Annotated in this window: 17 protein-coding genes; all 17 read right to left on the reverse strand. The window is 34.3% G+C overall.

What is annotated here, in order from left to right:
- Positions 1-27: 27 nt before the first annotated feature.
- The 17 genes from rpsQ to rpoC all read right to left on the reverse strand — a co-directional run bounded on the left by rpsQ (position 28) and on the right by rpoC (position 14,025).
- Positions 28-282 (reverse strand): 30S ribosomal protein S17, encoded by a 255-nt coding sequence (rpsQ, locus tag KPL44_RS02420; RefSeq protein ID WP_216125684.1) that lies wholly within the window; start codon positions 280-282, stop codon positions 28-30.
- Positions 283-303: 21 nt separating this feature from the next.
- Positions 304-516, reverse strand: a complete 213-nt coding sequence (rpmC, locus tag KPL44_RS02425) for a 50S ribosomal protein L29 (protein ID WP_071614624.1) — start codon at positions 514-516, stop codon at positions 304-306.
- The gene (rplP, locus tag KPL44_RS02430) at positions 506-949 is read right to left on the reverse strand and encodes a 50S ribosomal protein L16 (RefSeq protein WP_216247020.1); all 444 of its coding nucleotides are present in this window, start codon (positions 947-949) and stop codon (positions 506-508) included. The genes rpmC and rplP overlap by 11 nt, the downstream gene beginning before the upstream one ends.
- A gap of 36 nt (positions 950-985) precedes the next feature.
- Positions 986-1,651 (reverse strand): 30S ribosomal protein S3, encoded by a 666-nt coding sequence (gene rpsC / locus KPL44_RS02435; RefSeq protein WP_216247023.1) that lies wholly within the window; start codon positions 1,649-1,651, stop codon positions 986-988.
- Between the two features lie 16 nt (positions 1,652-1,667).
- Complete coding sequence (rplV, locus tag KPL44_RS02440; RefSeq protein ID WP_071614627.1) at positions 1,668-2,003, reverse strand: 50S ribosomal protein L22; 336 nt, start codon at positions 2,001-2,003, stop codon at positions 1,668-1,670.
- A 22-nt stretch (positions 2,004-2,025) separates the two neighbouring features.
- On the reverse strand, positions 2,026-2,307 hold the full coding sequence (gene rpsS, locus KPL44_RS02445) for a 30S ribosomal protein S19 (RefSeq protein ID WP_071614628.1): 282 nt from the start codon (positions 2,305-2,307) through the stop codon (positions 2,026-2,028).
- Positions 2,308-2,367: 60 nt separating this feature from the next.
- On the reverse strand, positions 2,368-3,201 hold the full coding sequence (gene rplB / locus KPL44_RS02450) for a 50S ribosomal protein L2 (protein WP_071614629.1): 834 nt from the start codon (positions 3,199-3,201) through the stop codon (positions 2,368-2,370).
- Between the two features lie 56 nt (positions 3,202-3,257).
- Positions 3,258-3,551: a 50S ribosomal protein L23 gene (gene rplW / locus KPL44_RS02455; protein WP_071614630.1), complete on the reverse strand. Its 294-nt coding sequence runs from the start codon at positions 3,549-3,551 to the stop codon at positions 3,258-3,260.
- Positions 3,551-4,171 carry a 50S ribosomal protein L4 gene (gene rplD, locus KPL44_RS02460; protein WP_071614631.1) on the reverse strand — a complete coding sequence of 207 codons (621 nt, stop codon included), beginning with the start codon at positions 4,169-4,171 and terminating at the stop codon, positions 3,551-3,553. Before rplD ends, rplW begins: the two co-directional genes overlap by 1 nt.
- A 23-nt stretch (positions 4,172-4,194) precedes the next feature.
- Positions 4,195-4,824 carry a 50S ribosomal protein L3 gene (gene rplC, locus KPL44_RS02465; RefSeq protein WP_071614632.1) on the reverse strand — a complete coding sequence of 210 codons (630 nt, stop codon included), beginning with the start codon at positions 4,822-4,824 and terminating at the stop codon, positions 4,195-4,197.
- A gap of 98 nt (positions 4,825-4,922) precedes the next feature.
- Entirely contained in the window at positions 4,923-5,234 is a 312-nt protein-coding gene (gene rpsJ / locus KPL44_RS02470; RefSeq protein ID WP_439648466.1) for a 30S ribosomal protein S10, read from the reverse strand.
- Between the two features lie 402 nt (positions 5,235-5,636).
- Positions 5,637-6,830 carry an elongation factor Tu gene (gene tuf, locus KPL44_RS02475; protein WP_216247026.1) on the reverse strand — a complete coding sequence of 398 codons (1,194 nt, stop codon included), beginning with the start codon at positions 6,828-6,830 and terminating at the stop codon, positions 5,637-5,639.
- Between the two features lie 45 nt (positions 6,831-6,875).
- Positions 6,876-8,939, reverse strand: a complete 2,064-nt coding sequence (gene fusA, locus KPL44_RS02480; protein ID WP_216247028.1) for an elongation factor G — start codon at positions 8,937-8,939, stop codon at positions 6,876-6,878.
- Positions 8,940-9,013: 74 nt separating this feature from the next.
- A complete protein-coding gene (rpsG, locus tag KPL44_RS02485; protein WP_071614636.1) occupies positions 9,014-9,484 on the reverse strand; it encodes a 30S ribosomal protein S7 in 471 nt (156 codons plus the stop codon).
- Between the two features lie 145 nt (positions 9,485-9,629).
- Complete coding sequence (gene rpsL / locus KPL44_RS02490) at positions 9,630-10,013, reverse strand: 30S ribosomal protein S12 (RefSeq protein ID WP_071614637.1); 384 nt, start codon at positions 10,011-10,013, stop codon at positions 9,630-9,632.
- A 114-nt stretch (positions 10,014-10,127) separates the two neighbouring features.
- The gene (locus tag KPL44_RS02495) at positions 10,128-10,370 is read right to left on the reverse strand and encodes a ribosomal L7Ae/L30e/S12e/Gadd45 family protein (protein WP_216125682.1); all 243 of its coding nucleotides are present in this window, start codon (positions 10,368-10,370) and stop codon (positions 10,128-10,130) included.
- Between the two features lie 121 nt (positions 10,371-10,491).
- Entirely contained in the window at positions 10,492-14,025 is a 3,534-nt protein-coding gene (gene rpoC, locus KPL44_RS02500; protein WP_152753638.1) for a DNA-directed RNA polymerase subunit beta', read from the reverse strand.

Consider the following 14,025-nt stretch of genomic DNA (forward strand, 5'->3'; position numbering starts at 1 on the left):
CCTCCTTTCAGTCGTTGAACTGAAATGTTATTTAGCTTTTTCAACTATACCAGTAATTCTCCATCTTTTATCTTTAGACAATGGTCTAGTTTCCATAATTGTAACTTTATCATTAATTTTAGCTTCATTCTTTTCATCGTGAGCTTTAAATTTTGTTGTTGTATTAATTATTTTTCCGTATAATGGATGACGAACTTTTGTTTCAATTGCAACAACTATTGTCTTATCCATTTTATCAGAAACTACTCTACCTGTTCTTGTTTTTCTATTATTTCTTTCCACAAAAGCAACCTCCTTTCAGTTTTACTGTTCTAAAGCCTTTATTTCTTCTTGCCTAAGGATGGTCTTAATTTGGGCTATAGATTTTTTTACTTGCTTAATTCTCATAGGATTTTCTAGTTGCCCTGTAGCTAACTGAAATCTAAGGTTAAATAATTCTGCCTTCAGATCAGACATTTTTACTAGTAAATCTTGAGGATTACTTTGTCTTAATTCTTTTAATTCATTAGCCTTCAATGACTTCACCACCCATTTCCTCGAAATCTTTTCTAGATACAAACTTAGTTTTTATTGGAAGTTTGTGTGAAGCAAGTCTCATTGCCTCTCTAGCTGCTTCTTCTGTTACTCCTGCGATTTCGAATAAGACTCTACCTGGCTTAACAACTGCTACCCAATATTCTACTGATCCTTTACCTGAACCCATACGAGTTTCAGCTGGTTTTTCAGTTACTGGCTTATCAGGGAAGATTTTTATCCAAACCTTTCCGCCTCTTTTAACTTCTCTATTGATAGCAACTCTGCAAGCTTCAATTTGATTACTTTTAACCCAGCCACATTCCATAGCTTGTAATGCATAATCACCATATGCAATAAAGTTTCCTCTTGTAGCTTTTCCTCTCATCCTGCCACGTTGAACCTTACGATGTTTAGATCTCTTAGGCATTAACATGTCTTATTCCTCCTTCCTTACGCTTTTACTTCTTCCTTACGCTTTTATTTCTTCCTTAACGGTTTTCTTTGTAGGAAGAACTTCACCTCTATATACCCAAACTTTAACGCCGATTTTACCATATACTGTATTTGCTTCTGCAAATCCATAGTCTATATCAGCTCTTAATGTTTGACAAGGTATTGTACCTTCATGATAATGTTCAGTTCTAGCTATTTCAGCTCCGCCAAGTCTTCCTGCACAAGCAATTTTGACTCCCTTTACATTAGATCTCATAGCTCGTTGAATTGTCTGTTTCATTGCTCTTCTAAAAGAAATTCTTTTTTCTAATTGAGAAGCAACATTTTCTGACATTAATTGAGCATTGTTTTCTGCTTGTTTAACTTCTACTATGTTAATTAAAACATTTTTATCTGCTACTAATTTTTTCATATCAAGTTTTATAACTTCAATACCAGAGCCACCTCTACCAATTACCATTCCTGGTTTAGCAGTGTGTATGTTGATTTTAACTCTTTTAGCTGCTCTTTCAATTTCAATCTTAGAAATTCCAGCTGTATAAAGTTTGCTTTTTAAGAATTTTCTAATCTTAAAATCTTCAACAAGATTATCTGAAAAGTTCTTCTTATCTGCATACCATTTAGAACTCCAATCCTTTATTACACCGACTCTAAAGCCATGTGGATGTATTTTCTGTCCCACGCTATAACCCTCCTTCTTATGATCTCTCTGTAACTATAATAGTGACATGACTAGATCTTTTTCTTATTCTATATGCTCTTCCTTGTGCACGTGGTCTAAACCTCTTAAGTGTTGGACCTTGGCATGCATAAGCTTCAGCAACATATAGTCTATTAATATCTAAATTTAAATTGTTTTCTGCATTTGCTACAGCTGATTTAAGTACTTTATTAACTACTTCAGCTGCATTTTTTGGAGTGTATTGTAATATAGCAAAAGCTTCATTTACATTTTTACCTCTTATTAACCCAAGAACTATTCCCATTTTCATCGAAGAAGTTCTTACGTATTTAGCTATAGCTTTAGCCTCCATTGATTGTTTCCTCCTTCCAGCACTATCTTACTTTGCTAGTTCTTTCTCTGTCAATGTGTCCTTTAAATGTTCTAGTTAATGCGAATTCTCCTAATTTATGTCCTACCATATCTTCTAAAACATAAACTGGCACATGTTTTCTTCCATCATGAACTGCGATAGTATGCCCTATCATTTGTGGGAAAATAGTAGAACTTCTTGACCAAGTCTTTATTACTTTTTTCTCGCCATTTTTGTTCATTTCATTTATTCTTTTTAACAGAACTTCTTGTACATAAGGTCCTTTTTTTACTGATCTACTCACTTTGTGGCCTCCCTTCATACACAATAAACATAGTAGTAAAGAGGATAAATTCTCCTCAAACTATTTTCTATTTTTACCTTTGACAATAAATTTGTCAGAGTATTTTTTGGTTTTTCTAGTTTTATATCCTAATGCTGGTTTACCCCAAGGAGTCATCGGACTAGCGTGACCAACTGGTGATTTACCTTCTCCACCACCATGTGGATGATCGTTCGGATTCATTACTGATCCTCTGACTGTAGGTCTAAATCCTAAGTGTCTCTTTCTTCCTGCTTTACCTATATTAACAATGTCATGAGTTAAATTAGAAACTGTTCCTATAGTAGCTCTACAGTTTAATCTAATATATCTTACTTCACCGCTTGGAAGTCTTACTTGAGCATATTCTCCTTCTTTAGCCATAAGCTGAGCTGAAGAACCTGCAGATCTTACAAGTTGAGCACCTTTTCCTACTTGTAATTCTATATTATGAATTGTAGAACCCAATGGTATATTAACTATTGGAAGTGTATTTCCAATTTTTATATCAGCATCGGCACCGGATACAATTACATCTCCAACTTTCAAACCAACTGGAGCAATTATGTATCTTTTTTCACCATCAGCATAAACAACAAGAGCTATGTAAGCAGATCTGTTTGGATCATACTCAATTGTAGAAACTTTTGCTGGGATAGCATCTTTATTTCTCTTAAAATCAATTATTCTGTAACTCTGTTTTGCTCCACCACCTCGGTGACGAACAGTTATCTTACCTTGGTTATTTCTACCACCATGTCTTTTTGTACTTACAAGAAGTGATTTTAGTGGCTTATCTGTTGTTATTTCTTCAAAATCAGACATAGTCATATTTCTTCTTGAAGGTGTGGTGGGTCTAAATTTTTTAATTGCCATGTGAATTCCCTCCTTTTTTCTCGCTTATCTGGCTTCTGCCAATACTAGCTTAATAATTACATTCCATCAAAAAACTCAATTGTTTTACTTTCTGTTGTTAAAGTAACAATAGCTTTTTTAAAGTCTGCCCTTTTTCCAATGTGAACTCCAACTCTTTTAGTTTTACCTATATTTTTTAAAGTTCTTACATTTTCAACGACAACTCCAAATACTTCTTCTACTGCTTTTTTAACCTGAGTTTTATTTGCATGGATATCAACTATAAAGGTGTATTTTTTATCAGCCATTACCGCCATACTTTTTTCAGTAATTACTGGTTTTCTTATAATATCATGGCTAGTTAGCTTCATTATATATACACCTCCTCAATCTTAGATACAGCATCCTTTGTAACTATGAATTTTTCATATTTAAGTATGTCATAAACATTCAAGTTATTTACTGGTGTAACTTGTACTCCAGGTATATTTCTTCCTGATTTATAAACATTCTCATCTGAAGTTTCAACAACTATTAAAGTTTTCTTAGCATCGAAAGCTTTTAAAACCTCTAACATTGCCTTAGTTTTTGGTGAGTCAAATTCTAAACTATCAATTACTATCATTTCATTTTCAGCTACTTTAGCTGATAAAGCTGATTTGAAAGCAACTCTTCTCATTGACTTTGGTACAGACATACGGTAATCTCTTGGCTTTGGAGCAAAAACTATACCACCATGTATCCATTGTGGCGCTCTAATAGAACCTTGTCTTGCTCTACCAGTTCCCTTTTGTCTCCAAGGCTTAATTCCACCGCCTCGAACTTCAGCTCTAGTTTTAGCTGATTGAGTTCCTTGTCTTTTATTTGCAAGTTGTGCAACAACAACTTGATGCATAGCATCCGCATTGATTTCAACTCCAAATATACTTTCATTTAACTGAATGTCTCCAACTTTTTGTGCTTGTTTATTAAATAAATCTAATGTAAGCATTCTGCATCCTCCTTTCTTTAAAGTTACGCTTTAACAGCATTTCTTATTACAACTGTACCTTTGTTTGGTCCTGGAATACCACCTTTAATTAATATAATGTTCTTTTCAGGCATTACTTTAACTATTACAAGGTTTAATACTGTTCTACTAACATTACCCATATGACCTGGCATACGTTTATTTTTAAACGTTTTTGATGGATCAGAAGATGCTCCCATTGATCCAACTGCTCTTTTAAATTTAGAACCATGACTCATTGGTCCTGTGTGCTGATTCCATCTTTTAATACAACCTTGGAATCCCTTACCTTTAGATATTCCTGATACGTCAATTTTATCTCCAGCTGCGAATATATCAGCCTTAAACTCTTGACCTACTTCATAAGCACTTGTATCTTCCATTCTAAATTCTTTTACGAATCTTCTTAAAGAAGTACCTGCTTTAGCAAATTGTCCTTGCATTGGTTTGTTAACTAACTTTTCTCTTATGTCACCAAAACCAACTTTAATTGCACTATAACCATCATTTTCAACAGTTTTTATTTGAACAACAACACATGGACCTGCTTCAACAACCGTTACTGGAACAACTTTTCTATTCTCATCAAATATTTGAGTCATACCAAGTTTTTTACCCATTATACCTTTTTTCATGAAAATACACCTCCTACTTATTAGCGGACCACAATGGTGATCATAATAGTTAGTAATAGAAACCTATTACTTACGTTTTATCGCACTTCTATGTACGCTTATAGTTTTATTTCGATATCAACACCAGCTGGTAAGTCGAGTCTCATTAGAGCATCAACAGTTTTAGGTGATGGACTAATGATATCTATTAGCCTCTTATGAGTTCTTATTTCGAATTGTTCTCTCGAATCTTTATATTTATGTGGAGCCCTTAATACTGTAATTACATCTTTTTCTGTAGGTAGTGGTACTGGACCAGCTACTTTAGCTCCTGTACTTTTAGCAGTTTGAACAATTTTTTCAGCTGATTGATCTAATATATTATGATCAAAAGCCTTTAATCTAATTCTAATTTTTTGCTTTATCATTATTATTTCCTCCTTTTCATCGCACGCTCTACTTCTTACGTACAACAGCGGATGTTCTGTAAACTGTTCCGGGTGTTTCGTGAAATAAAAACATGAAACAATTGTAGGAACCCCGTCGCCCGATTCAAGATCAGGACATGTTCGGTGAAGAATTACCCGGAAGTCCGGCAACCTCTTACCTCATCACTGTTAACACAATACAACCTCTAAAGTATACAACATTTCTTTTACTTTGACAAGTTTTTTTTTTATTATTTAATTATTTTTATATCAGCTATTTTTATTTATATTTATACATGATTTTTTTCGTATTTAAAAGGAGAAGAGCGTCCTCTTCCCCTTAATAATAAAAGCTTTTATTATATTAAAAAAACCAATTAATTGTATTAAATATCTTGTTAATTACTATTTAACTATTGAAGTAACAACTCCAGAACCTACTGTTCTTCCACCTTCTCTGATTGCAAATCTTAATCCTTCATCCATTGCTACTTGAGTGATTAATTCTACATTCATATCTATGTGGTCTCCTGGCATTACCATTTCCATTCCGTCTGGTAATTTTATTGATCCTGTTACATCTGTTGTTCTAAAATAAAATTGTGGTCTGTATCCGTCGAAGAATGGTGTATGTCTTCCGCCTTCTTCTTTTTTAAGTACATATACTTGACCTACAAATTTTGCATGTGGATGTATTGATCCTGGTTTTGCAAGTACTTGACCTCTTTCAATATCAGCTCTTTGAACTCCTCTTAATAATGCTCCAATGTTGTCTCCAGCCATTGCTTGATCTAGAAGTTTTCTGAACATTTCAACTCCTGTACATACAACTTTTCTTTTATCTTCGCTAAGTCCAACTATTTCTACTTCTTCTCCAACCTTAAGTATCCCAGTTTCAACTCTTCCTGTAGCAACTGTTCCTCTACCTGTGATTGTGAATACATCTTCCACTGGCATTAAGAATGGTTTATCTGTAGCTCTTACTGGTGTTGGAATGTAAGTATCTACAGCTTCCATTAATTCATATATACATTTTGTTGCTTCTGGGTCTGTTGGATTTTCTAATGCTTTTAATGCTGATCCTGTTATAATTGGAATATCATCACCAGGGAAGTCATACTCACTTAATAATTCTCTTACTTCCATTTCAACAAGTTCTAATAATTCTGGATCATCAACCATATCTGCTTTGTTCAAGAATACTACTATATAACCTACTCCAACTCTGCTTGCAAGTAATATATGTTCTCTTGTTTGAGGCATTGGACCATCTGCTGCACTAACAACTAGGATTGCTCCATCCATTTGTGCTGCTCCTGTAATCATGTTTTTTACATAATCTGCATGTCCTGGGCAATCAACATGTGCATAATGTCTATTTTCTGTTTCATATTCAACATGCGATGTGTTAATTGTTATTCCTCTTTCTCTTTCCTCTGGTGCTTTATCAATTTGGTCAAATCTTGATGCTTCTGCTAATCCTTTAGTTGCAAGTACAGCAGTTATTGCAGCTGTTAATGTTGTCTTGCCGTGATCTACGTGCCCTATTGTTCCTATGTTTACATGTGGTTTTGTTCTTTCAAACTTTGCCTTTGCCATTTTGTATTCCTCCTTATATTTACATATTATCTCATATATTAATTATTATTTTTCGCCTATAACTTGTTCTTGAATACTCTTTGGAACTGGTTCATATGCAGCAAATTCCATACTGTATACTCCTCTACCTTGAGTTCTTGATCTAAGTGTTGTAGAATATCCAAACATTTCAGATAATGGAACCATTGCTCTTATTACTTGAGCGCCTGATTCAGCTTCCATTCCTTCAATTCTACCTCTTCTTGAATTAATATCTCCCATAACATCGCCCATGTATTCCTCTGGCACTGTTACTTCAACTTTCATTATTGGTTCAAGCAATACTGGATCTGCTTTTGCCATACCATTTTTGAAAGCCATAGAACCAGCAACCTTAAATGCCATTTCGTTCGAGTCAACATCATGGTATGAACCATCAACTACTTTAACTTTAAAGTTAAGAACTGGGTATCCAGCAAGAATACCAGTTTTCGATGCTTCTTTAATTCCATTTTCTATTGGTCCTATAAATTCTTTCGGAATAGATCCACCAACAGTAGCATTTTCAAACGAGTAAGGTTCAGTAGTTGGTATTAACTCTATCCAACAGTGACCGTATTGTCCACGTCCACCTGATTGTTTAATGTATTTACCTTCTGCTTTAACTTGCTTACGTATTGTCTCTTTATAAGCAACTTGTGGCTTACCTACATTACATTCAACTTTAAATTCTCTTTGAAGTCTATCAACAATAATCTCTAGATGAAGCTCACCCATACCACCAATTATTGTTTGACCAGTTTCTTGATCTGTATAAGTTTGGAACGTAGGATCTTCTTCTGAGAGTTTTGCAAGAGCCATTCCCAATTTTTCTTGTCCTACTTTAGTTTTAGGCTCAATAGCTACATGAATAACTGGATCTGGGAAGTCCATGGTCTCAAACAATATTGGATGATCCTCATCACATAAAGTTTCTCCAGTGGTTGTATTTTTAAGTCCAATTATTGCACCTAATTCTCCTGCACGTAATTCATCAACTTCTTCTCTATGATTAGCATGCATTTTAACTAGCCTAGCAATTCTCTCTTTTTTACCCTTGTTAGCATTTAAAACGTATGTACCAGTTTTCATTATGCCTGAGTAAACTCTTGTAAAACAAAGTCTACCAACAAATGGGTCTGTGGCTATTTTAAATGCTAATGCTGCCATTGGTTCATCATCACTTGGATGTCTTTCCAATGGTTCGGCAGTATCAATATCCTGTCCTTTAACATTTGGTATATCAAGTGGTGATGGCATGTATTCTATAACCGCATCTATCATCATTTGAACACCTTTGTTTTTGTATGAAGAACCACAGATTACAGGTACTATTTCATTGTTAAGTACACCTTTTCTTAATGCTGCTTTTAATTCTTCTTCACTGATTTCTTCACCATCAAGATATTTCATCATAAGATTTTCATCTAGTTCAGCTATTGCTTCAACCATAGCTGCTCTATATTCTTCTGCTAATTCTTTCATATCTTCTGGAATTTCTATTTCTTCTATTTGTGTTCCTAAATCGTCCTTATAGACTTCTGCAATATTTCTAATTAAATCTATAATTCCGAGGAAACCTTCTTCTTTTCCTATTGGAAGTTGTATTGGAACAGCATTGGCATGAAGTCTTTCTCTCATCATCTCAACAACTCTATAAAAATCTGCACCCATTATATCCATTTTATTAACATACGCCATTCTTGGAACATTATACTTAGCAGCTTGTCTCCACACTGTTTCAGATTGTGGTTCAACTCCACCTTTTGCAGCAAATACAGCAACTGCACCGTCAAGTACCCTTAAAGCTCTTTGAACTTCAATTGTGAAATCTACGTGCCCTGGTGTGTCAATAATGTTTATATTGTAACCTTTCCAAAAACAAGTTGTAGCCGCAGAAGTTATTGTTATACCTCTTTCTTGTTCTTGTACCATCCAATCCATTGTAGCTCCACCATCATGAACTTCACCAATCTTATGTGTTTTTCCTGTATAAAATAGTATACGTTCAGTAGTAGTTGTTTTACCAGCATCAATATGAGCCATAATACCTATGTTACGGAATTTTTCTAAAGCATATTCTCTTGCCACTATTTGTTCCTCCTCTCAACGAGTGATTTTAAATTTGACAAAACTGTCTTGGCAAAGCCAAAACAGTTTTGTTATTAATATCTGTAATGAGCGAAAGCCTTGTTAGCTTCAGCCATCTTGTGGATGTCTTCTCTTTTCTTTACTGCTGCTCCAGTGTTGTTTGAAGCCTCAAGTAACTCATTTGCAAGTTTTTCTCTTGCATATTTCTCGCCTCTGTTATCTGCAGCGATTAATAACCATCTTAGTCCTAATGTTTGTCTTCTCTCAGGTCTAACTTCGATAGGCACTTGATAATTAGCTCCACCTATTCTTCTAGCTTTTACTTCAAGTAATGGCATAACATTATTTAATGCTGCTTCAAAAACCTCTAAAGGTTCTTTACCTGTCTTTTCTTTGATTATGTCAAAAGCTTCATAGCATATTTTTTGTGCTACTCCTCTTTTACCATCCTCCATTACATTGTTTATTAACTTTGTAACGACTTTGCTGTTGTACATAGGATCTGGTAATACATCTCTTTTTGCAATATATCCTTTTCTCGGCACTTTACTTCCCTCCTTAACAATTTTAATTAACTCATAGGTACTCGATATTTCTACCGCAAAGCACTCTGTACTTCTGCAAATGTATGTAAATATTTAAATTATCATATATATAAATGCTGAAGACATTGCACCTTAGTTCAAAGCATTATTTTTTTGCCTGCTTTGGTCTTTTAGTACCATATTTAGATCTACTTTGTAGTCTTCCTGCAACTCCAGCTGAATCTAATGTTCCTCTGATGATGTGGTATCTAACTCCTGGTAAATCCTTAACTTTTCCACCTCTTATAAGAACAACACTATGTTCTTGTAAGTTGTGGCCTACACCTGGAATATACGCAGTAACTTCATATCCGTTTGTAAGTCTTACTCTTGCAACTTTTCTTAATGCTGAGTTTGGCTTCTTAGGAGTTGTTGTTTTAACTACTGTACAAACGCCTCTTTTTTGTGGGCAATTTTTTAATGCTGGTGCAGCTGATTTTGTAGCTAATGTCTTTCTGCCTTTTCTTATTAATTGGTTAATAGTTGGCATGGTTTCACCTCCCCATTTTTATAAGCTAATTTCATTTATATCAATGTGTCATAACACAACTTAACGTTATGTTATCACATGATATATCTATATTATTTAGTTGCTAGCAATAATTTAATCTTCAAAACGCAATGCTGTTGCTGATGCAACATCTATGTCGCAAAGATTTCCTAGTTCTTTCATTGTGTCTACAAATACTATTTGCAGGGAATTAACTTTGGCTAATTTTAAAATAGGCTCAGTAATACTATTATCAGCATCTTTGGCTATATACAAAACCTTACCCTGATTATTCTTTAATGCTTTTAGGGTTTGTTTAACTCCAACGACCTTCTGACCTACAATTTTTTCTACCATTTATAACTCCCTTCATAACTACAATCATAAGATTTATCTAATTAAGATGCATCTACTCGATTTAAATCACACACAAGGTGTATTTTATCATTTTAGTATCCGCCTGTCAACTAGTTACAAGTTATAGTTCTAAATCATTTTCACTTTCTACCTTAACTTCATCTTCAGTATTTATCTTTATAGTCCTATATCTTGTCATACCAGTACCTGCAGGTATTAATTTTCCAATTATTACATTTTCTTTTAATCCAAGTAATGGATCAATTTTACCCTTGATAGCTGCATCAGTAAGAACTCTTGTTGTCTCCTGAAATGATGCTGCTGACAAGAATGATTCTGTTGCAAGTGCGGCTTTAGTTATACCTAATAAGGATATCTTACCCACAGCAGGTACGCCACCTTCAGATTCAACTTTTGAATTAGCATCTTCAAAAGCAAAAATATCAACTAAATTTCCTGGAAGTAGTTCAGTATCTCCAGATTCCTCAATTTTTACTTTTCTTGTCATCTGTCTTACAACGACCTCTAAATGCTTATCATTAATATCAACACCTTGAAGTCTATAAACCTTTTGTACCTCTGATGATAAATAATTTTTAACTCCATTAACGCCTTTGATTCTTAAAATATCATGCGGATTAACTGAACCCTCAATTATTTCGTCTCCAGCCTCAATTCTATCACCATTTGCAACTTTTAATCTTGAACCAAATGGTATATCGTAACTTAATTCTTCTCCTGCATCACCAATTACAATTACAACTCTCTTTTTCTTAGTATCTTCCATTTTAACGCTACCAGTTACATCACTTACTATTGCAAGTCCTTTTGGTTTTCTAGCTTCAAATAATTCCTCAACCCTTGGAAGACCTTGAGTAATATCTGACCCTGCTACTCCACCAGTATGGAATGTTCTCATTGTAAGTTGCGTTCCTGGTTCTCCGATAGATTGAGCTGCAATTATTCCTACGGCTTCTCCAATATTTATTTTTTGAGAAGTTGCCATATTCATTCCATAACATTTAGCACAAACACCGATTTTAGCCTTACATGTAAATACTGATCTAATCATAACTTTTTTAACACCAGAATTTTGAACTTCTTGTGCTAAATTTATGTCCATATATTCACCCTTAGGAACTATTACTTTGCCTGTCTTTGGATGAATAATATCTTCAGCAGAATATCTCCCAGTTAATCTTTCAACTAATTGTTCAATTACCTCACTACCATCACAAATTTCTGAAACCTCAAACCCTTCGTTTGTTCCACAATCTTCGTGTCTTACTATAACATCTTGACATACATCAACAAGTCTTCTTGTTAGATAACCTGAATCGGCAGTCTTAAGTGCTGTATCTGCATTACCTTTTCTAGCTCCATGTGTTGAGATAAAATACTCTAATACGGTTAGTCCATCTCTAAATGACGCTCTAATTGGTAACTCTATTATCTTACCTGATGGATTAGCCATCAGGCCTCTCATACCAGCCAATTGTTTAATCTGACTCTTAGACCCTCTGGCTCCTGAATCTGCCATCATGAATATTGGATTAAATTTATCCAAACTATCCATTAATGCATTTGCTACATCTTCTGTAGTCTTAGTCCATTTTTCTATTACTCTTTGGTATCTTTCTTCCTCAGATATAAATCCTCGTCTATACATTTTCTCAATCTTATTTACAGTTTCATCAGCATCTCTTAACAATTCTTTTTTAGCTTCTGGAACTTGCATATCAGATGTAGCAACAGTAATTGCTCCTATTGTTGAGTAATGATATCCTTTGGCCTTTATCTTATCTAACATCTTAGAAGTTTCTGAAGGACCATATTTTAAGTAACATTTATCAATAATGCTACCAAGATTCTTTTTACTTACTAAGAAATCTATTTCACACTTAAGTTCATTGCCAGGAATACTTCTATCAATAAATCCTAAATCTTGAGGTATAGTTTCATTAAATATTAATTTTCCTGGTGTAGTTTCTATAACAGAAGTTACACTAATGCCATTAACAACGCCAGATACCTTAACTTTAATTTTTGCATGAATAGCTATATCCTTCACTTGATATGCCATCATTACTTCATCTGGTGATGAGAATGCTCTTCCCTCACCTTTTGCACCATCTTTATCAATAGTTAAGTAGTAAGCTCCTAAAACCATATCTTGAGTAGGTACACAAACTGGTTTACCATCTGACGGTTTCATTATATTGTGAGCTGCAAGCATTAAGAACCTTGCTTCAGCTTGAGCTTCAACAGATAAAGGTACATGTACTGCCATTTGATCTCCATCGAAGTCAGCGTTATAAGCTGTACATACAAGTGGATGTAGCTTAATAGCCCTACCCTCTACTAATATAGGTTGGAAAGCTTGAATTCCAAGTCTATGCAGTGTAGGTGCACGATTTAACAATACCGGATGATCAGCTATTACTTCTTCTAATACATCCCATACTTGAGGCATAACCCTCTCAACCATACGCTTAGCGCTCTTAATATTATGAGCCACTCCACTACCAACTAACTTTTTCATAACAAAAGGCTTAAATAATTCTAAAGCCATTTCTTTTGGAAGACCACATTGATACATTTGAAGTTCCGGTCCAACAACTATAACCGAACGTCCAGAATAATCAACACGTTTTCCAAGTAGATTTTGTCTAAATCTTCCTTGTTTACCTTTTAACATATCAGATAAAGATTTCAAAGGCCTATTACCTGGTCCTGTAACTGGTCTTCCACGTCTTCCATTATCAATTAATGCATCTACAGCTTCTTGAAGCATTCTTTTTTCATTTCTAACGATTATGTCTGGAGCTCCTAAATCTAAAAGCTTTTTAAGTCTATTGTTCCTGTTTATTACTCTTCTATATAAATCATTCAAATCAGAAGTAGCAAATCTTCCCCCATCTAATTGTACCATTGGCCTTAAATCAGGTGGTATTACAGGGATTACATCAATTATAATCCACTCAGGCTTGTTTTTAGATTTTCTAAATGACTCTGATACATCCAGCCTTCTTATACTTCTAATTCTTTTTTGTCCTGTACTTGTTTTTAAGTCTTCTTTTAATTCCTTAGATAATTCCTCTAAGTTTATACCTTGTAGAAGCACTTTAACAGACTCTGCGCCCATACCAGCAACAAAGCTATCATTTCCAAATTTATCAATAGCTTCTCTATATTCTTTTTCACTAAGGATTTGCTTTCTTAGTAGTGATGTTTCTTTTGGATCCAATACTACATAAGAAGCAAAATAAAGAATTTTTTCTAGTGATCTAGGTGACATATCTAAAATAAGTCCCATACGAGATGGTATTCCTTTAAAATACCAAATGTGAGATACTGGAGCAGCAAGTTCTATATGCCCCATTCTTTCACGTCTTACTTTTGATTTTGTAACTTCAACACCACATCTATCACAAACTATTCCCTTATATCTTACTCTCTTGTATTTTCCGCAGTGACATTCCCAATCTTTTATTGGTCCAAATATACGCTCGCAAAAAAGTCCATCTCTTTCAGGTTTTAAAGTTCTATAGTTTATAGTCTCAGGTTTTTTTACTTCACCTTTCGACCATTCTCTAATTTGTTCCGGTGATGCTAATCCTATTTGAATAGCATCAAAATTATTAAATTCAAACAA

The organism is Clostridium sp. DSM 17811, assembly GCF_018861905.1.
Lineage (GTDB): Bacteria > Bacillota > Clostridia > Clostridiales > Clostridiaceae > Clostridium_AD > Clostridium_AD frigoriphilum.